Origin of the sequence: Nitrosospira multiformis ATCC 25196 (assembly GCF_000196355.1) — a bacterium.
GTDB lineage: Bacteria > Pseudomonadota > Gammaproteobacteria > Burkholderiales > Nitrosomonadaceae > Nitrosospira > Nitrosospira multiformis.
The window spans coordinates 2,015,056-2,033,665 of sequence record NC_007614.1; the positions used below are offsets into that span (position 1 = coordinate 2,015,056).

17 protein-coding genes are annotated in these 18,610 nt (G+C 53.9%); 4 read left to right on the forward strand and 13 right to left on the reverse strand.

Features of this window, described 5'->3' with window-relative positions:
- Positions 1–14: 14 nt before the first annotated feature.
- On the reverse strand, positions 15–2,609 hold the full coding sequence (locus NMUL_RS09245; RefSeq protein WP_011381081.1) for a glycosyltransferase family 39 protein: 2,595 nt from the start codon (positions 2,607–2,609) through the stop codon (positions 15–17).
- A gap of 505 nt (positions 2,610–3,114) precedes the next feature.
- Between NMUL_RS09245 and NMUL_RS09255 the strand changes: the two genes are divergently transcribed.
- The 3 genes from NMUL_RS09255 to NMUL_RS09265 all read left to right on the forward strand — a co-directional run bounded on the left by NMUL_RS09255 (position 3,115) and on the right by NMUL_RS09265 (position 5,947).
- On the forward strand, positions 3,115–3,561 hold the full coding sequence (locus tag NMUL_RS09255; protein ID WP_011381082.1) for an exosortase system-associated protein, TIGR04073 family: 447 nt from the start codon (positions 3,115–3,117) through the stop codon (positions 3,559–3,561).
- Between the two features lie 207 nt (positions 3,562–3,768).
- Positions 3,769–4,836: a phosphotransferase gene (locus tag NMUL_RS09260; RefSeq protein WP_041353085.1), complete on the forward strand. Its 1,068-nt coding sequence runs from the start codon at positions 3,769–3,771 to the stop codon at positions 4,834–4,836.
- Positions 4,837–5,287: 451 nt separating this feature from the next.
- Positions 5,288–5,947, forward strand: coding sequence for a hypothetical protein (locus NMUL_RS09265; RefSeq protein WP_011381084.1), 660 nt, complete (start codon positions 5,288–5,290; stop codon positions 5,945–5,947).
- A gap of 74 nt (positions 5,948–6,021) precedes the next feature.
- On the opposite strand, the gene NMUL_RS09270 is transcribed toward NMUL_RS09265, so the two are convergent.
- From NMUL_RS09270 to coxB, 11 genes are all read right to left on the reverse strand, one after another.
- Positions 6,022–6,519, reverse strand: a complete 498-nt coding sequence (locus NMUL_RS09270; RefSeq protein WP_011381085.1) for a hypothetical protein — start codon at positions 6,517–6,519, stop codon at positions 6,022–6,024.
- Between the two features lie 48 nt (positions 6,520–6,567).
- The gene (locus tag NMUL_RS09275; protein ID WP_011381086.1) at positions 6,568–7,191 is read right to left on the reverse strand and encodes a DsbA family protein; all 624 of its coding nucleotides are present in this window, start codon (positions 7,189–7,191) and stop codon (positions 6,568–6,570) included.
- A 131-nt stretch (positions 7,192–7,322) separates the two neighbouring features.
- Positions 7,323–9,134 (reverse strand): translational GTPase TypA, encoded by a 1,812-nt coding sequence (gene typA, locus NMUL_RS09280; protein WP_011381087.1) that lies wholly within the window; start codon positions 9,132–9,134, stop codon positions 7,323–7,325.
- Between the two features lie 304 nt (positions 9,135–9,438).
- Positions 9,439–9,738 (reverse strand): ComEA family DNA-binding protein, encoded by a 300-nt coding sequence (locus NMUL_RS09285; RefSeq protein ID WP_011381088.1) that lies wholly within the window; start codon positions 9,736–9,738, stop codon positions 9,439–9,441.
- A 132-nt stretch (positions 9,739–9,870) separates the two neighbouring features.
- Entirely contained in the window at positions 9,871–10,758 is an 888-nt protein-coding gene (locus tag NMUL_RS09290; protein WP_011381089.1) for a hypothetical protein, read from the reverse strand.
- Between the two features lie 771 nt (positions 10,759–11,529).
- On the reverse strand, positions 11,530–12,228 hold the full coding sequence (locus NMUL_RS09295; protein WP_238529794.1) for a helix-turn-helix domain-containing protein: 699 nt from the start codon (positions 12,226–12,228) through the stop codon (positions 11,530–11,532).
- Positions 12,229–12,351: 123 nt separating this feature from the next.
- Positions 12,352–12,822, reverse strand: coding sequence for an RrF2 family transcriptional regulator (locus NMUL_RS09300; protein ID WP_011381091.1), 471 nt, complete (start codon positions 12,820–12,822; stop codon positions 12,352–12,354).
- 52 nt (positions 12,823–12,874) lie between these two features.
- Complete coding sequence (locus NMUL_RS09305; RefSeq protein WP_011381092.1) at positions 12,875–13,726, reverse strand: cytochrome c oxidase subunit 3; 852 nt, start codon at positions 13,724–13,726, stop codon at positions 12,875–12,877.
- 54 nt (positions 13,727–13,780) lie between these two features.
- On the reverse strand, positions 13,781–13,924 hold the full coding sequence (locus tag NMUL_RS15990; RefSeq protein ID WP_167535575.1) for a hypothetical protein: 144 nt from the start codon (positions 13,922–13,924) through the stop codon (positions 13,781–13,783).
- A gap of 30 nt (positions 13,925–13,954) precedes the next feature.
- Complete coding sequence (gene ctaD, locus NMUL_RS09310) at positions 13,955–15,544, reverse strand: cytochrome c oxidase subunit I (RefSeq protein WP_011381093.1); 1,590 nt, start codon at positions 15,542–15,544, stop codon at positions 13,955–13,957.
- A gap of 19 nt (positions 15,545–15,563) precedes the next feature.
- Entirely contained in the window at positions 15,564–16,697 is a 1,134-nt protein-coding gene (gene coxB / locus NMUL_RS09315; protein ID WP_011381094.1) for a cytochrome c oxidase subunit II, read from the reverse strand.
- Positions 16,698–17,158: 461 nt separating this feature from the next.
- Here coxB and NMUL_RS09320 point away from each other — a divergent pair, with 461 nt between their 5' ends.
- Positions 17,159–17,413 (forward strand): hypothetical protein, encoded by a 255-nt coding sequence (locus tag NMUL_RS09320; RefSeq protein ID WP_011381095.1) that lies wholly within the window; start codon positions 17,159–17,161, stop codon positions 17,411–17,413.
- Positions 17,414–17,557: 144 nt separating this feature from the next.
- On the opposite strand, the gene NMUL_RS09325 is transcribed toward NMUL_RS09320, so the two are convergent.
- Positions 17,558–18,178, reverse strand: coding sequence for a TetR/AcrR family transcriptional regulator (locus NMUL_RS09325; RefSeq protein ID WP_011381096.1), 621 nt, complete (start codon positions 18,176–18,178; stop codon positions 17,558–17,560).
- Positions 18,179–18,610: the final 432 nt, after the last annotated feature.

The following is an 18,610-nucleotide window of genomic DNA, read 5'->3' on the forward strand; positions in this document are numbered from 1 at the left end:
TGGAAGGCGAGAGGCTAGCGTACCTGAGAATCGGTTGCCGGGAGACCGAGATAACCTTGTGCAACCCGGTAATATATCCCGCGCAGCGGCTTCCCTTCCCGCTCTATCTTCAATTCCCTGATCGGCCCAGGCTGCACCAGCAGCGGAGTAATGTTATCGTTGCCATCGATGTCATGCTCGAGCTGATGTGTTTTCATTCCAAACAGAATAATAGGACGATCCGTCGGGGGTTCCGAGGGATACCAGAAATCATACATGGCCGCGCTCTGCAGGAACATGTTGCGTCCGCGAATATCCAGCGGTTCGCTTTTATCGTTATAAAACGACAAGGAACTCGCGACTGACCATTTACTCATCCCCACTATAAGCGGTTTTTTTCCGGTCTGCTGCGCCACTTCTGCCGCAAGTCGTTCGACTTCACGCGTGGTTTCGCGCCAGAAGTAGTGTTCGCTGAAACCCACGTAGGGAATGCCAGGAATGCCCAGGACGACGTAATGGAGTGCCAATCCATAGAGAAACATACAGATTCCTATGGTGGGTTTCCATGCTGCCCGCAAACGGCTTGCCACCTTGCTCCAGTGATCCGTCTGGCCCAACATCCACCCCATTGCCGGCAGAATCGCCAGCCAGACGGGCGCAGTCCAGTGGAATTTCGGCCAGCCGAACAGGCTGAGCCAGAAAAATACCGCGAGCGGCGCAATCGTGAATACCTGCATGAACAGGCGGCGTCTGCGTATCAGGGGGTTGACCGCTCGCTCATCATTGCGCACGACCAGCGCCATGAATGCTGCAACGAAACCAACCGGCGTCAGGACAAGCAGCATATGAAAGAAAAGCAGGTGCAAGGAAAACTTGTTGCCTATTCCCGTCGCGCGCTGGGACTGGTACATAATGGATGCCCAGTCGTTTTCCATATTCCAGGCAATAACGGGAGAAAACAGCGTTAGCGCAAGCGCTGCTGCAAGATAGGGCTCCGGCCGACACAACCAGCGGCGCAAACCCGGGTCGATCACTACAAACAGCAATGCTGCAAGACCCAGCAGTCCCAGCGTGTATTTGGACAGAATACCCAGTCCGAATGCAATGCCCATGCCCAACCAGGCCCATCGCTGGTCCGCTATCAATGCCCGCTCCATGTAGTACAGGGTAGCTGCCCAGGTAGCCATTAACGGAGCATCCGGCGTCATGAGCGTTGCAGTAACAAAGCCGAGTGGCAACACTGTCAGCAAAAGGACAGCGCGGATACCGGTCGATTTGTCGTAGAGATTGCGCGAGAGGGCGTACAGATAACCCATTGTAATCAGCCCGCAGATGAAGGCGCCTATCCGTACTCCGAACTCGTTGTCACCGAAGATCGAGGTCCCGAACCAGATCAGCCAGGCCACCATAGGCGGATGATCGAAAAAACTCAGGTCCATGTGCTGCGCATAATTCCAGTAGTACGCTTCATCCGGAATCAACTGTGCCATGCCCATGTAGATCAGGCGCAGCATTACCGCAAACGCGACGATTCCGAACGAGGCGACGCGCCACCGGACATCCAGGGAGGGTGGATTCTGTTTTACCGGAAATACGTAGAAAACCAAGCCCATATAAATAACGGCAGCCGTGGCCCCAATAGCGGGAAATATCGCCAGCAGTGGCGGCATATGCCAGCCGTGAACGAGGAGAGCCAGCACGCCTCCACGCATCAACAATGCGAACAACCCGACCGTCAGAAAACGCCCGAATTGCGGCCACCGCAAGTATCCTTCGTGGTTTAGATGAAAAGACCATTTGAAATTGAGCGAATAACTTACCGAGGCAGCGACAAAAAAACTCAGGATATGTGCCAGCGCAAGCCCTGCCCCGCTGCTCAACAACCATTGGAACAGCAGTGCATCGACAAAAACGCCAAATAATCCTGCTGCTGCGAAGCGGCCGGCTCTGCCCACCGAAACCGTACCGCCCGCCAGAGTCATCAGCCGCCGCAAATATGTCCATTGATGTGAAAACGACAGCTTCGACGCACCGTGGATCCGATCGCGAAAGCAGATCGGCACTTCCACCACCCGAAGCTTGCCCTGCCCTGCCATGAGCAGTTCGAGCAATATCTTGTATCCGCCCGCACGTTCCGCAACAGTTCCTGACAATTCGCGGCGGAATGCGAAAAATCCGGAGGTCGCATCGTTGATGTCACACAGGGGACGCGCAAGCCAGCTGCCGAGGCGGGACAGCCACTGCCGGTGCAGCGGCCAGCCCTCGGTACTGCCACCCGGCACATAACGACTCCCGACTGCGACGTCATGACTCCCATCCAGTATCGGCGCGATCAGGGCGGGCAATTGCTCGGGCGGATGACTCAAGTCCGCATCCATCACGACAATGACATCTCCTCGCGCCGCTCCCGCACCCGCCAGGATTGAACGGGTGAGATCGGGTTTTTCCCGGCGTTCGATCAGTCTTATGTTGCCGCAATTTTCCCATTCGCGGACTTTTTCCGGCGTTCCATCGCAGGAACCATCGTCCACAAAGATGACTTCGAAACTTCCCTCCGGCAAATCAAGGGCAGATAGTCTGGTCAGTAACGGGTCGATGTTGCCGGCCTCGTTGAGTGTGGGAACGATCACCGAAAACTGGATGCCACCTTCCAGGCAGAAGCTTGAAGGATGGAGGGATGCCGAAGGAAACGAACGCAAAGACAGGAAGCTGGATGCTTCCGGCGATTTAGGTAAAGAACTCACGTAGCTGCTTTTCTTGTACGGGGCCGTTCCACAGTTCCTGCTTTCAATCCGTCAGATGATGGTTTCACAATCGTGAAACATGCGGAAGCGTAGCACAGTTTGCGCAAGAACGCCTGAATGCTGAATGATTAAGATGACCGGGAAGCACAAATAGATAAGAATCACATTTGCTGCTTCCACCGCACTTTGAAGCGGGCTGCCGCGCCGTGAGAAATCGGTACATTCGCTGTAGGCCCTGATATCCAAAAATTCCCGCCTTCAACCAGTTTGACTACACGGCAGATAGGGCGCCGAGCCCCCGAATTTTGGCATGCCTTTTCCATATTTCTCAGCGGTATGCTAGTATTAAGTTGGAATTAAATTTTTATTTAATCTATTAAGGGAGGTATCGATGAAAAATATGTTGAAAACGCTAATGATACTGTCTGCATTATTATTCGTTTCGCCACAAGCAGCGTTTGCACACAGCTATGCGGAAGGTGTGGGCGACAAGCTTGCGCATGGGCTTGCCAACACGGTCACAGGCATAGGCGAAGTACCGAAGAACATCATGATAGGCACCAACGAGAAGGGACTTGGCTACGGACTTACCGCTGGCCTGCTTACAGGCATCGTGCATGGTATCGGGCGCACATTGACGGGCGCGGTAGACCTGGTCACATTTGTCATTCCAACCAAACCCCTTATCTATCCCGACTATATCTGGAAAGACTGGGACAGGGAGACACACTATCATCCTGACTGGAAATTGAGCACGGATGAGCCCAAGGAGAAATCCTATCGCCAGCCCGCCGGCTCTTACGAGCAACAACCACCTGCGGATCAACGTTATCAGTAACTCTGCTTCTGTCGCATTCCATAGAAAAGGGAGCTTCGGCTCCCTTTTCTATGGGAACCAATGTATTTCTGAATAAATGAATGTGCATACCGCAATTCCTGATCGACCGCAACCTCTCTGATGCGCCTCGGAAATCTCCCAAAAGAAAATCCGGGTGTAGTCTCCCCATCCAACTTCATCGGATTCGGTCTCCGCTCCAGCCTTCAAATGAAGCATAATATTCTCGCTCGCCACCCCAGCGATTTGAATATCGGCTGGGCGCAACGGGTAGTCAATTGTCATTGTTCCCATGTAACGGTATCCAGGGTAGATCTGGTTTCCGTCGATATAGGAACGACGACACGGGTTCGGATTGCGGTTGAACATGATGGTCCGGAGACGATCTCGCGCAAGTGGTTTGTAAAATTACCTTCGCTGGCCTGGCGGCCAAGGCTGATTACTGGGTTGCCAGGATTACTTCATACTGAAACCCGCTTCTACAATGAAACAGCGCAAGCGGTGCCCATCGCCGTACCCGGTTTTCTCGCGGGTCAGAGTAAACCCGGCAAGGGTGCGACGCTGGTTTTGAATGATGTGACTGAATCCGGGGCTGCTGCCGGCAACCCTGGGGATGCCCTGACGGCGGATCGCGCCGCACTTGTCATCAAACAACTGGCCCGGCTGCATGCCCGCTTCTGGAACAAATTCGATCTTATGCAGAAATATGCCTGGCTGGCGGGCATACGCCAACTCGAAGATCACCTGGGGACTGCGCTTGCCGTTCCGCTGATGAAGCGGGGGCTCCGGCAGGCGGAAAAACTCATACCCTTCCCGCTGCATGCACCCGCTATAAATTATGCTCGCCAGCGTCGGCGCGCCATGCGCTTTCTTTCAGGGCGACCGCAAACACTCGTTCATCATGATTGTCATCCCGGCAACCTGTTCTGGAGCCAAACTCAACCGGGTCTTCTCGACTGGCAATTGGTGCGTTTCGGCGAAGGGATTGGTGATGTCGCTTATTTTCTTGCTACCGCCCTAACGCCCGAGGTACGGCGAAATCATGAGGCAAATCTGCTGGCTATCTATGCCCAAGAGCTCACGAACTGTGGTATCGAAAACATTGACGGCGAGATATTGAAGCAGAGATACCGTGCTCACCTCGTTTATCCATTCGAAGCAATGGTTGTGTCGCTCGCTGTCGGCGGAATGATAAAGCCGGAAACCAACCGGGAACTGATTCGCCGCGTCGCCACCGCTGTGAACGACCTCGATGCTTTTGCGGCAATCCCGCTATAACCCCTGCTGTCCGGAATAAAATCAGCGGCAATCCAGAGAACTGCATGGGCAAAAGATGTAATAACGGAGAATTTTCGGGGAAACCTGATGTCATTTTCCTCTAAAATGGAGTCATTGATTTCTCATATTATTATCTTGAAAAATCTGGACATCTGTTTTAGAGGTATGACGGCAGCCTGAATCCGCCGCTAGAATTCCTCGCTCAGCGTTCGCAGATGAGGAACTCAGAAAGTAATCATGGAAGAACTGAAGTTGGTAAATGAAATTTTAATTCTTAAACCAAGGGCAGCAATCCCTTAGAGTCTTGGCTGCTGATTTATTCGGCAGCGGAACGCTATAACCGGAAACTCTGCATATTACGATTTCACTTTTGCCGCTCCCTTGTTTCTGGAAATTTACGTTACACTGCTGCACTCAGGGAAGCAGTTCAATCCTTCAGCCTCCAGACATCATGAATGACGATCTCAAGGGCAGGCTCGAAGCAATCGATGCGGATTGCGAAAGAGCAGCTAAAGCGGAACTTGACAAACTATTCGAAACTGCTCCTTCCACAGGGTCGGCTTCGCGCGGTCCATCTCCTCAAGCTGCGGAGGCGATCTGGCTCAGGCTGATCGGATGCAAGGAGGAGGGATTCATACAGGAAATAAGGACTGCGAAACAGAAGAAGATCGGTGGGAGCTCTATGGGCTCGGCCGGGGAAGCGAAGTCTGTGGAGAAAGCAGTCAATGACTTATTGGCGGATGAACGATACCTTGCGCGCATGCGCGACTTTTATACGCAGGTGGCTGGGGAAACAGTTCCGGAAACTTCGCAAGCGCAAGCAAAGCGCCTGGATCTTATCGATACCACTTATCGGACAGGGGTCGAGAATGCGTTGCGGCGAGCGCGGGAGAACGTTCTCTTCGAACTGAGCTTGAACCGCGCAAGCAAGGAGGATGATGCGGCTTTTCTCTCGCAATGGAAACAATACTCCACCCTGAGCCCCTGGCGAGCAATCTGGACAATCATCCTGCTAAGCTTGACGTCATATCTTATCGCATTCATCATTGCCAGCGAGGCGTTCAGAGCTCTACTGGAGCGCTTTGGCTGGTCTACCGGCACGGGAATGTGAAAAATAGCCGGTGGAACCCCGCATAACCAGATTATCCCGAGCGATACCGGTCCCTCTCGAACTGCCAAACACTACTACATTGCATTCAAATCCTGGATTGCATCGATGACCATTCCAGTTCCTACCGCAATCAGAAGTATGTCGATTCCCACTCGAACGTAACGGTAGCCCGGGGCAGGATAGCCCAGTTGCTGCAGCAAAACGGGAGGCAAGTCATAAAAAACAACGTCGCGGGGTAACGGATAACCCGTTCTCCATCTCTTCGCCTGTCCCGGTGGCATGCAATCGTTATATTTTTTTGCCAAACCGGGGGGACAGTGCCCCCGTTGAAAACGCGGGGCATAATAGTTGTGAGCAATGGCACGCTGCCGGTCATCAAAATAGTAATGGCTGTGGTTGTTGCCACCTCTGTGGTTTTTCCCGTCCTTGCCTTTGTTCCAATTTTTTCCTTCGTGACCGTGCCGGCCAGGATGACCGTCATCTTTCCACTTATCAGCCGATACAGGCGGGGAGATCGAAAACATCGAGAGAGCAAAAGCCGGAGCCAGGAATGCCAGGAATATTTTTTGCATAATTATCCGGGGAAATCACAAATTTTGCGGCACGAAAGCTCGCAGGGATCAATTCTCGAGCCAACTTTCCAGTTTCGAGCGGAAATCCTCAAATGAATAATAGCCTCTGGTCAATACCGCGTAATCCCTGTCCTCCTGCCCGACCACAGCGGGAAATCCGTGCACCCTCCACTGGCGGACTTTTTGAAAATGGACAAGGGTCAATTCCTTTACGGCATCGGATTCGAATACCTGAGAGAAAAGTTGGGCATCCAGTCCTGCAACAACGGCCAGGCGTTCCAGTATCTCTTGCCGGGTCACATCCTGCTGATCGACATAAAACGCAGACTGAATGGTCTTGAAAAATGGGAATACTGAATCAGGACTGATCCGGGAAGCGGCGATAACTGCACGGCTTGGAGGCTCCGTATCGTAGATAAAGCCTTCCGGCATTGCACCTTCGAAGCTGAACGGCTGTCCTGTTGCACGCTGTACGGCATGCCAGTGATGGAGTATTTCCTCACGCTGTTGAGGAGGCAGGGGAGTTTTGGTCCCGGCGCGCAATCCGCCCAGCAATAACTCCATCCTCAGGCGATCGCCATACTCCTGCCGGATTCTCTCGATCACGGGCGAAAATCCCCAGCACCAGGAACACATCGGATCGGCGACATACCAGAGGATTTTTTCGTTCATGAGGGTAACACGCGAGATTACTTCGACTGAGCAGGTTCAGGAAAGCAATGTTCCAGTCGCACTCTGAACCGCCGCGCGTATTTTTCCGGTCGCACGTCAGTCACCGGAAGAAAACAGAGAAAGAAACCGGCCTACGCCGCGCGCGCCGCTTTCCTGCGTTCGTGCTCCTGCAACAGACGCTTGCGGATACGAATGGTTTTAGGCGTAATCTCCACAAGTTCGTCATCCGCGATGAATTCGATAGCCGATTCCAGGGTGAGCTGGATGGGCGGTGTCAGAACGACGGCTTCATCACTTCCGGACGCCCGTATATTCGTGAGCTGCTTGCCTTTGATCGGGTTGACCACCAGATCATTGTCACGGCTGTGGATACCGATCACCATTCCTTCATACAGGCGCTCCCCCGGGCTGACAAACATGCGTCCACGTTCCTGCAATTTCCACAAGGCGTACGCCACCGCTTCACCCTGCTCGGCGGATATCAGAACCCCATTGCGACGTGCGGTTATTTCAGGACGCATGGGAGCATATTCGTCGAATACATGGCTCATGAGACCCGTGCCGCGCGTCATGGTCAGGAATTCCGATTGAAAGCCGATCAGACCCCGGGCGGGAATGCGATAATCGAGTCTCACTCTCCCCCGCTCATCGGAAACCATATCCTGCAGATCGCCGCGCCGCGCCCCCAGCGCCTCCATCACCGCGCCCTGATGCGCCTCCTCAACATCCACCGTAAGCATCTCAAAGGGCTCGCATTTGACACCGTCAATCTCGCGAATCACGACGTGGGGCCGCGACACCGCCAGTTCATAGCCTTCGCGCCGCATGTTCTCCAGCAGAATGGTGAGATGCAACTCGCCCCGGCCTGAAACCAGGAAAGAGTCGGTATCCTTGGTCTCCTCCAACTTCATGGCAACGTTGGTCAGCAACTCCTTTTCCAGTCGTTCGCGCAGTTGCCGGCTGGTGACAAATTTCCCTTCCTTTCCTGCAAAAGGTGAAGTATTCACCTGAAAATTCATGGTGAGCGTAGGCTCGTCCACGGCAAGCATGGGCAATGCCTCAGGCTCGTCGATATCGGCAAGTGTGGCGCCGATACTCAACTCTTCGACGCCATTGATGAGGACGATGTCACCCGCCAATGCCTCGGCAAGCTGGACGCGTTCAATGCCCCGGAAGCCCAGAACCTGGTTGACCCTCGCTTTCCTGGGCGGATTGCTCCCCGCCAGCACAGTGATATCCTGACCGGGTTTAAGCCTTCCACGATTGATGCGTCCAATACCGATGCGTCCCACGAAACTGGAATAATCCAGCGCGCTGATCTGGAGTTGCAGTGGACCATCAACATCCTCCTCCGGTGCTCTGACATGACTGAGGATCGTGTCGAAAAGCGGGCGCATATTGATGCCCGGCTGTTTCAGGTCGAGCGTGGCGTAACCGTTGAGCGCCGAAGCATACACAACCGGAAAATCAAGCTGTTCTTCATTTGCGCCCAGCTTGTCGAACAGATCGAAGGTCTGGTTTACTACCCAATCCGGCCGTGCGCCGGGCCGATCGACCTTGTTGATGACGACGATCGGACGCAGTCCCAGCGAGAGCGCCTTCCTGGTAACAAAGCGCGTCTGCGGCATCGGACCTTCCACCGCATCCACCAGCAACAGCACTCCATCAACCATGGATAAGACACGCTCCACTTCACCCCCGAAATCGGCATGACCCGGCGTATCCACGATATTGATATGCACGCCTTCGTAATCGGCTGCGCAATTCTTTGCAAGGATAGTGATGCCGCGCTCGCGCTCGATATCATTGGAATCCATCACGCGTTCGGCGATGTGCTGATGTGCCGCGAAGGAGCCGGCCTGATGCAGCAGTTTATCCACCAGTGTCGTCTTTCCATGATCGACGTGAGCGATTATGGCGATATTGCGCAGGGAACGAGGCATAAAGGTTCGTAGGCTTACAATGTCAAAAGGGGCGGAATTATAACAGGTCGACGAGTGACATGCATGCTGACACCGGGGTGCCCATGAAGTTCCAAGATATCGCTGCCGGAGAAGATTTTCATGCTCTGAATCCAGGTGTAAAAAGCAGGCGGGAGATAAACAAAAACCCGCGCGAGCGGGTCTTTGTCAAGTAGCGATCGTGCCGGCAGGTTATGCATTTCTGGAAACCGCCATGCCCTGCTGCCTGTCCTTCCTACCACCTCCATTATCTATCGCATTATCGCGCTCTAATATTGCGGCATCATTACTTACCCGCCGGCTTTGCCCCCACCTTCAGAACGGTCGGTCCGGCGACTGAAACATCCTTGTAGAGCTGCTTCATATCCAGATAGCGGGGATTGATGCCGTCTACCTTTGTCAGGTCCTCCGCCGTCCTGAATTTGCCCGCCTTCGACCGGTATTCGATGATCGCCCGGGCTTTGGCGGAAGTAATACCATTCAAGGTCTGGAGCTCTTGCTGGGTAGCGGTATTGATATTGACAGCAGCATGAACACTGCCTGCGAAGATCAGCGGAGCTGAAATAATGATGAGCAGTTTGCCCATGGTTTTCTCCTCTTTGTATGAATGAATTGCGGTTGCACGACATTCGGGCAAACCGCCCGAATTTTTTCAACACCCCCGATCTGGCAGGAGGCAGGTTTAAACCCGTACGATATTGATGGACAATCAACCTCCCTAGAAACCCATTCCAATGTAGCCACCGGCGGTCATGCCATCGATCTTGATGCCATCGTTTCTGCCACTGGTCAGGTGATAGCGGCCATCGATACCGGCAAAGAAGTTTTTCCAGATCTGATAGTCGGCACCGACACCGAACATGACGCCGGGGATCAGTACCGTGATGGATTCGGAAGGCGGACTGATCACATGGAGACCAAGACCGGCGGGAATGATCCAGGGCCTGAAACGGGAACCCTCGAAAAATTTGATCTTGGGTGCCGCCGTCAAGGTGAACTGACTGACGTTCACGCCGGAACCCGGGGGAGGAAGCGCATTACTGGCTACCTTGCTGCCGAATTCCTTGTATTCAAACATGACTTCCGACATGACACTGGTGTTCGGCATCAGCCCCCAGACATCGTTTGTCAGATTAAAATCCAGTCCCGCGCCGATATACCACGCATTCCGATCCGCCTGACCTCCGGCACCGCCAATTCCCCCGCTTTGAATGGATACCCCGTTACGAAGATCGTTGCTACGCGCATAGCCACCCCGGAAAAAAACCATGTGGGCCTTTTGATCCGAAGTTCTTTCGACCGAAGCCCCACTCTCTTCGATTTTCGCAATCTTTTGCGCGTCCGCCGCCTGGCGTTTTTCTATCGACGTCGATTTCTGTTCGATCTGCATCAGCCTCTGCGCTTCCCGAGCGGATTCCGCTTTCACCTGGTTCAGCTCATTTCGAACGGCTTGCAGACTCATCTCCAGCTGCCTGAGTTGCTGCTCCAGCGCTTGCGTTCTGGCATCCTGGGCGGAAGCCGCGGGTGCAGCCACAGATATGACAATAACAAGCGAAGCAGCAGAAACGGCAGCAATCGATTGCATCTTGTCAAGAAAATACTTCATCTAATTTCCTCCATGATTGTTGTCGAATTTTGCTGGCTCCCTGTTTCCCTGGAATAGGAAAAGATGCGGGGAAAGTCCGTGTGCCGGCTGGACATTCTTGCGGCCGCGCTCCACCATCCACCCTGACCGCGATGCGGATCGCACTCCTGACGATAGCAACGGACTCGCGGTGATTCCGGGGAAGACCGGATGAGAATGCAGGAAAGAGGACGGACAGTGGCATCGGACGGGCTATTTGAGCTTCGAGTCAGGGAATATGGATAATCGGATTTTCATATCGCGAAAGCATGATATGTCTTGCCCTCCAAAAAAGAGTTGATGAATGTCATGTTCTGGTTGTTTTCCGGGAGCTCTATGCCATTAGGTTTTCTTCTCGCTGCCCTCGCTGCCGCTTACTGCCTTTTAACATGGCTGTATTCGCTTTCCAGCTCTGCCATCGCAGAGTCGATCATGCTTAAATCATAATGACAAAAATATATCCGAGACCGGAACGGACTGAATCAGGCAGGAAAATGTCCCGCCTCGAAATGAGACTCGCAAACGGGAAGACAGGAGAAGCGCAAGAGCTCTCTCCGGCACGGGAAGGGATGACCCGGGAAGGGCATCACCTCAGGGCACTCAGCCCGGATTCAGCTAAAACAGATGGTGGAATTGTTCGGCAGTATTGCCGGTGAATGAGCAAAAAGCGGAAAGAAGGTGATCTCCGCCGAGCGGGGAACTGGCAGGGCCGCTCTGCAAAACCCGGTCGGCCCTGCCTAAGGTTACTTCACTTCAGAAGTAAAGGGAGGCGACGTTGGTTTGCCTCAAGGATCTTTGGGGTCTTTGGTTGGCAATCTGCTCAAGCCGCTTGATATCCTTGAGTTTGACATTACGGTATTCACTGCTGATGAGGCCGTCGTCCTGAAACCGTGCAAATATGCGGCAGACGGTCTCTTCCGCAATACCGAGATAATTACCGATATCGCTGCGGGACATGCACAAGGTGAATTCGGTGGCCGAACAATGCCGCTGTTCAAATTGCCTGGACAAGTTGAGCAGAAAAATGGCGATCCGCTCCTCGGCATTGTGTTTACCGAGCAGGAGCAGCAATTCCTGACCATGATGGATTTCGGCACTCATGATTTTGAGAATCTCATACTGAATGGCCGGATCCTTCTTGGCCAGTTCTTCGAAACGCTCGACGGAAACCTCACATACTGAGGTCACTCCCATTGCCCTCGCTTCGCATTTATGCTCCCGATTACTGATGGCATTAAGTCCCAGCAGTTCCCCGGCTGCATGAAAACCCATTACTTGAACCTGCCCATCCTCAGTGCTCACGCAGGTTTTGACCGATCCCCCACGGATGACATAGATATACTCCAGCGGCTGGCCCATACGGTAAAGCACTTCCCCACGCTTGAATACCTGCTTCTTTTTTACCACGCGCTCAAGCAGGGATGAATCGGCGGTTTTGAGCCAGAGGGACATACAAAGGTGATACGCCCCGCAATTCTTGCAATCATTGGGTACATCCGCGTGCTCCGTTGAGGAAGGTATCAGCTTGAGTGCGTGTTTTGACATGTGAGGACCTATAGGCAATAAATTGGATGGCTATGCCGGCAGCTCGATGTTGCCGAGAACCGCTCCGGGAAAATCCGTTAACTGATACTTGCCGCTTACCACCATCGCAGCCAAGGTATCCAGCGTCTGGCCTTGCAGAAGTTTCACGATTTCCTGCTTGATCGGCCACCATTTTGCGTGCATGGGACAAGCGGTGGTGTCGCTGCAAACTTTCAGCCCCAGAACACAATCCTCCGTAAATCCCGGGCCCTCGGTGATCCTGACGATCTGCATCAGGTTAATCTTGTCACTGCTTTCCCGCAAGCAAAACCCCCCCTGCTTTCCACGAAAAGAATACAAAAGGTTGCCCTTGCATAACTCCTGCAGAATCTTTGCGAGATAAGTAGGCGGCGACCTCAGGCATTCCGCTATTGTGCGATTCAGCACAGCCACCCCGGGAGGCTGGGTTGCCATGTAGATGAGGGCCTGAATGGCATATTGGGTCGTACGCGAAAGAATCATCGGGAACCGGAGAAAATACGGTGAATATTTAGAACTTTTTTAAGACCAATTCCTATATCAGCCAGTAAACAAATATGAACAGGCCCAGCCAGACCACGTCCACGAAGTGCCAATACCAGGCGACGCCTTCAAAGCCGAAATGATTCTCGGGTGAAAAGTGGCCCTTCAGCACACGGCACCAGATGACGAACAACATAATGGAGCCGACCGTCACGTGGAAGCCGTGGAAGCCGGTCAGCATGAAGAACGAGGCGCCATAGGCTCCCGTAGTTAACTTGAGATTCATCTCCGAGTAGGCGTGCCCGTACTCGTACGCCTGCAGTCCCACGAAGAGAAATCCGAGGGCGAATGTAAGAAACAGGCCCAGTTTGAGCTGCCCGCGCTTGTTCAGCTTCAGTGCCCAGTGCGCCCAGGTGACGGTCACGCCCGAGGTCAGCAGCAGCAGGGTATTGAGCGCGGGGAGACCCCAAGGCCCCATCGGCATGAATTTCTCGGTGATTCCGGGACCTGCCGTGGGCCATTCGGCGGTGAAGTCGGGCCACAGTATTTTGTTGTCCAGGTCGGCAAGGTCCGGAACGGAATGCATGCGCATGTAATACAGCGCGCCAAAAAAAGCCCCGAAAAACATGACTTCCGTAAAGATGAACCAGCTCATTCCCCAGCGGAAAGACTTATCGACCTGCTTGTTGAATTTGCCGCTCTCGCTTTCGCGGGCAACGGTGCTAAACCATCCGAAAAGCATGTAGACGAGTATGGCAAAGCCCGTCGCCAGCAATCCATAACCCAGGGGAAGCCGGTTGACGGAAAATGCGGCGCCGAAACCCATGAATAACAGCGCGATTGCACCGGTTATTGGCCAGGGTGACGGCGCCGGAACGTAGTAATGACTCGCTTCTTGACTCACTTTTTTCTCTCTTTAGAGTTTGATCGATAAGATGCCGACTGGTTTCGACAGCAGCTATTGCCAAAAATATTGCATAAGGGGCACCACCAGAGAGAAAGCCAGCGCATAAAGAGCCGTTCTGATTGCTGAGAGCTTCCTCTCGATCTCCTCGTCTTCCGACAGGCTTACGGGTTGCGGCATATCCATATTTTTCGACATGACGATCTCCTGTTTATATCGATTAGCGGACTACTTCACGAGCGGCGGCGTTTCAAAGCTGTGATACGGCGCCGGCGAGGGCAGGGTCCACTCCAGTGTTTTTGCACCCTCCCACGGTTTCTGGGGCGCCTTTGCTCCTCCGCGAATGCACTTCAGCACTACATAGAGGAACAACAATTGGGTCGTACCGAATCCGAATGCTCCTATGCTGGAAATCATGTTGAAGTCCGCAAATTGCAGCGCATAGTCGGGGATGCGGCGCGGCATGCCGGCCAATCCCAGGAAGTGCTGCACGAAGAAGGTGAGGTTGAAGAAGAACATCGACAACCAGAAATGCCATTTGCCCAACGTCTCGTCATACATGTGACCCGTCCACTTGGGCAGCCAGTAGTACGCTCCGGCGAAGATGGCAAAGAGCGAACCGGATACCAGCACGTAGTGGAAGTGCGCGATCACATAGTAGGTATCCTGCACCTGCACATCGATCGGGACAATAGCGCAGACCACGCCGCTAAAACCTCCGATGACGAACAGGAAAATGAAGCCGATGGAAAACAGCATGGGTGTTTCAAAGGTCATGGAACCACGCCACATCGTGGCGGTCCAGTTGAATACCTTCACGCCCGTCGGAACCGCGATCAGCATGGTGCCGTACATGAAGAACAGTTGTCCGGTTACAGGCATGCCTGCGGTGAACATATGGTGCGCCCAGACGATGCAGGAAAGAATGGCGATGGAAGCAGTTGCATACACCATCGAGGAATAACCGAACAGCGGTTTGCGGGAAAAAGCGGGAATTACCTCGGAGACAATGCCGAATGACGGCAGGATCATGATGTAGACTTCCGGGTGACCGAAGAACCAGAAAACATGCTGGAACAGCACGGGATCACCCCCACCCGCCGCATTGAAGAAATTGGTGCCGAAGTTACGGTCGGTCAGCAGCATGGTCACCACACCGGCGAGCACCGGCATGACCAGCACCAGCAGATAAGCGGTAATCAGCCAGGTCCACACGAACATGGGCATCTTCATCAGGGTCATGCCAGGGGCGCGCATGTTGAGAATGGTGGTGATGATGTTGATCGAGCCCATGATGGAAGAGGCGCCAAGTATATGAATGGCGAAAATCATCATGTCCATCCCGATGCCCATTTGGACCGACAGCGGAGGATAGAAAGTCCAGCCCCCGGCAGCAGCGCCGCCGGGCACGAAGAAAGAAGCGATGAGCAACAATGCCGCAGGAGGCAGCAGCCAGAAGCTCCAGTTGTTCATTCGCGCGAAGGCCATGTCGGGAGCGCCGATCATCATCGGTATCTGCCAGTTGGCAAAACCGACGAAGGCCGGCATGATGGCGCCGAACACCATCACCAAGCCGTGCATGGTGGTGAGCTGGTTAAAAAATTCGGGATTGACGATCTGTATACCTGGCTGAAATAACTCGGCCCGGATGGTCAGCGCCATCACGCCCCCCGTGAGGAACATGATGAAGCTGAACCAGAGATAAAGCGTACCGATATCCTTGTGATTCGTGGTAGTCAGCCACCGCATCAGGCCGGTGGGGTGGTCGTGCGCGTGCTCGGCGCCATGCACGACATCGTGATCGGGTATTGCTGCCATGGTTTCCTCCTTGAGGCTATTATCTGTGTTGATTGATTTCGGATGGCTGGACGGCATCGCCCGTCGAATTGCCGAAGGAATTGCGCTGGTAGGTGATCACCGAGGCAATATCCACGTCCGACAGATGCTTGAATGGCGCCATTGCCGTGCCGCTCTTGCCGTTCATGACGATATTGATGTGGCCGTCCTTGGGCCCGGTGGCAACCTTCGATCCGGCGATGGCGGGGAAGGTGCCGGGCACGCCCTGCCCGTTGGCCTGGTGACAGGCCGCGCAGTTGGCGTTATACACCGCTTCGCCCTTGGCCTTGAGCTCGTCCAGCCCGAACTCCTTGTTGACGTCCACCGCCACTGCCGCCAGCTTGGTTTTCTGCTCTGCCACCCAGGCAGCGTATTTCTCAGGCTCCACCGCCTCTACCACGATCGGCATGAAGCCATGCTCCTTGCCGCACAACTCGGCGCACTGGCCGCGATAGGTGCCGGGCTTCTCGATGTTGAACCACACGTCACGGATGAAGCCTGGGATAGCGTCCTGCTTCACGCCTAGCGCCGGTACCCACCAGGCGTGCAGCACGTCATTGGCAGTGATCAGCACCCGCACTTTCTTGCCCGTCGGCACCACCAGGGGCTTGTCCACTTCCAGAAGATAATTCTCCCCCTTGGGCGCCGCATTCTCGATCTGCGCCTTGGGCGTGGCAAGAGCGCTCAGGAAACCGATCCCCTCCCCTTCACCCGTCAGGTAGTCATAACCCCATTTCCACTGATAACCCGTCGCCTTGACCGTGATGTCCGGGTTGGACGTATCCTTCATGGCAATCACGGTCTTGGTGGCAGGAAAGGCCATGCCGATCAGGATCAGGAACGGGATCGCCGTCCAGATGATCTCGACCGTGGTGCTGTGATGGAAATTGGCCGCCTTATAGCCCTTGGATTTGCGATGCTGGACTACCGAATAGAACATCACGCCGAACACGCCGATGAAAATCGCCAGACAAATCCACAGAACCAGCATGTGCTGGTCGTAGATCTGCTGGGCAATGGCTGTCTGCGGCTCGGGCAGATTTAACTGGTAGGGGTCGGCCGCCGCCATCGCCAGTCCGGGATACGTCACGTACGTCATGACTCCTGCAAGGGCGGAGGGTACGTTGATCTTCATGTTTTCCTCATTGATTCCCGAATATTTGGTTCACGAGTAGGGTTATTAAAGATAATCGGATTCTCTTATCCGGTATCGAATCGTATGCCTCGGCACGAGGTGAAACCTTGACTAATATCAACTTTTATCGAGGTTGAGTGGAAGGGAGCGAGCTGAGGTGATAAAGGGTGATACCAGGGATAGAGGAGGATAAATGGACTCGGCATATTCCGAGCGGGAGGGATCCGGTCCATCCCCTACCAAACCTTATACGGCCCGAAATTCAGCGACAGAAGGGTGAAAAGAGGCGACTATCCGCGAGGGCATCGAAATACAGTGGAGGGTGGAAGCGAAAACCGCGACTCCCCACCAAAATTGAATGGGCTACTTTGTTTGAAGGGCTTGAATCCGCACAGAAACGGCTAGCGAAGAAAAGAATGGGGCGGGAAACGCGGTGAAGCGCGATTCCGGGAAAAATCGCGGTGCCGCGTCAGTCTCTTCCGAAGAACCCAGGGTCGCTGCGAGATGCCAGGATCCTGCGGGCCTTCGCGACAGAGTCCGAATACCAGAGTGTCTCCATTTTGCTGTTGAAACAGGCTGATAACCCGCGGCTATCGCTTCCCGCTCGGCAGACCGCTCTCGGCAGCGGAGACCTCAAGTTCTCGCGTACGCCCCACATTACCCGAGGCTATCTCATAGTCGTCATGGCTGACGACAGTCTTCCAGTTGAAGGGTGAGAGCGGTTGAGGGAAGGCGTGAACCTGAGCCTCCTTTAACCGATGGTTTTTTGACGTTGATCACATCACCGGCTCTATGAATGCCTATACCGAGCGCAGCGATGCAACAGAATGCCTGCCACGGATACGCGAAACGAACTACCCTTATGTACCCTGGGGCGCTTCTCCACTATCCGTTCTTTCTCCGCCGCGCCGATGGAAAAATAGCATTCGATCCAGGTTTTCACCTACGGACAGGCATCCATCCAGAAATCGGCTCGTCCTGGAAGAACCGGACGAACTGTCGTTCATCCAGTGAGCAAATGTCGCCAGATAAATTGAAGTAAGCGCACTTTCTTCCAATGCGCGCCGGAGGTACGTAGCATCCCTCCCCGCAGCCTCCCGCATCCATTGCACAGTACGGCGGACGCGCATCAATCCGGGAATCTGAACGTGCAGATGACCTGGCTCCAGTTTGCCATAGATCATTTGCCTTGTAGCCTTGCGGTAAGGGTAAAGAGACGCGAGCCAAGCCATGATCAGCCGGTGCAGACGCTGCCGCGGCGTCAGGAAGGAAAAGTCCGGCGCCCGCGCTATCCGGAGCATCGCACTGTCTGCCCGCTCGAACCAGGCTTCAACGATATCCTCTTTCTCACGAAAATGCGCATGCACGTCATTCAGGGTGATGCCCAGCGCAGCTGCCACATCATGCAGGCGTACAGCCTCCCATGATTTCTGTTCGCCAAGCTCAACTGCGGTGTTAACAATCTGATCAGCAGTCACCATTACCGATTTCCTATTACACAAATAATTGATTCATAAAGAAAATTTCAACAAACTCTGATCTAGTCAGAGCAAAACGTAGCGCAAATCCCCATGCAACGGCAAGCATCTGTTAGGGATGCCTAATAAGGCCACGATTACCCCGGTGGAGAATTGCTGTTCACGCCGCAATCGTGGTTGACGAAAAACAGCCTGTCGCTCCCAGGAGTAACCGCTGGCGCCACCACTTCTTAACGCAATCCGAGGAAACTCAAGACTGCGAGAAGGATAACAATAAAACCCACCCACCAGATTATGTTGTTCATGCCTGCCTCCTTAAGTGGTTTATATTTAAATGATTGGGAGCTGTTCCGCCCGTCATTGAGGACTTTATTCTTGCTCTGATCAGGTTTTATTTCAGTTCGCCAACACACATACCCGGATTTGCAACTTCAT

What these genes read in the sequence shown, in the direction of transcription:
- NMUL_RS09325 (WP_011381096.1), bottom strand. Translation starts at nt 18,178, where the DNA reads ATGGTGACTGCTGATCAGATTGTTAACACCGCAGTTGAGCTTGGCGAA.
- typA (WP_011381087.1), bottom strand. Translation starts at nt 9,134, where the DNA reads ATGCCTCGTTCCCTGCGCAATATCGCCATAATCGCTCACGTCGATCAT.
- NMUL_RS09270 (WP_011381085.1), bottom strand. Translation starts at nt 6,519, where the DNA reads ATGCAAAAAATATTCCTGGCATTCCTGGCTCCGGCTTTTGCTCTCTCG.
- NMUL_RS09295 (WP_238529794.1), bottom strand. Translation starts at nt 12,228, where the DNA reads ATGTCCCTCTGGCTCAAAACCGCCGATTCATCCCTGCTTGAGCGCGTG.
- NMUL_RS09260 (WP_041353085.1), top strand. Translation starts at nt 3,769, where the DNA reads ATGAAGCATAATATTCTCGCTCGCCACCCCAGCGATTTGAATATCGGC.
- coxB (WP_011381094.1), bottom strand. Translation starts at nt 16,697, where the DNA reads ATGAAGATCAACGTACCCTCCGCCCTTGCAGGAGTCATGACGTACGTG.
- NMUL_RS09275 (WP_011381086.1), bottom strand. Translation starts at nt 7,191, where the DNA reads ATGAACGAAAAAATCCTCTGGTATGTCGCCGATCCGATGTGTTCCTGG.
- NMUL_RS09290 (WP_011381089.1), bottom strand. Translation starts at nt 10,758, where the DNA reads ATGAAGTATTTTCTTGACAAGATGCAATCGATTGCTGCCGTTTCTGCT.
- ctaD (WP_011381093.1), bottom strand. Translation starts at nt 15,544, where the DNA reads ATGGCAGCAATACCCGATCACGATGTCGTGCATGGCGCCGAGCACGCG.
- NMUL_RS09285 (WP_011381088.1), bottom strand. Translation starts at nt 9,738, where the DNA reads ATGGGCAAACTGCTCATCATTATTTCAGCTCCGCTGATCTTCGCAGGC.
- NMUL_RS09300 (WP_011381091.1), bottom strand. Translation starts at nt 12,822, where the DNA reads ATGATTCTTTCGCGTACGACCCAATATGCCATTCAGGCCCTCATCTAC.
- NMUL_RS09265 (WP_011381084.1), top strand. Translation starts at nt 5,288, where the DNA reads ATGAATGACGATCTCAAGGGCAGGCTCGAAGCAATCGATGCGGATTGC.
- NMUL_RS15990 (WP_167535575.1), bottom strand. Translation starts at nt 13,924, where the DNA reads ATGTCGAAAAATATGGATATGCCGCAACCCGTAAGCCTGTCGGAAGAC.
- NMUL_RS09255 (WP_011381082.1), top strand. Translation starts at nt 3,115, where the DNA reads ATGAAAAATATGTTGAAAACGCTAATGATACTGTCTGCATTATTATTC.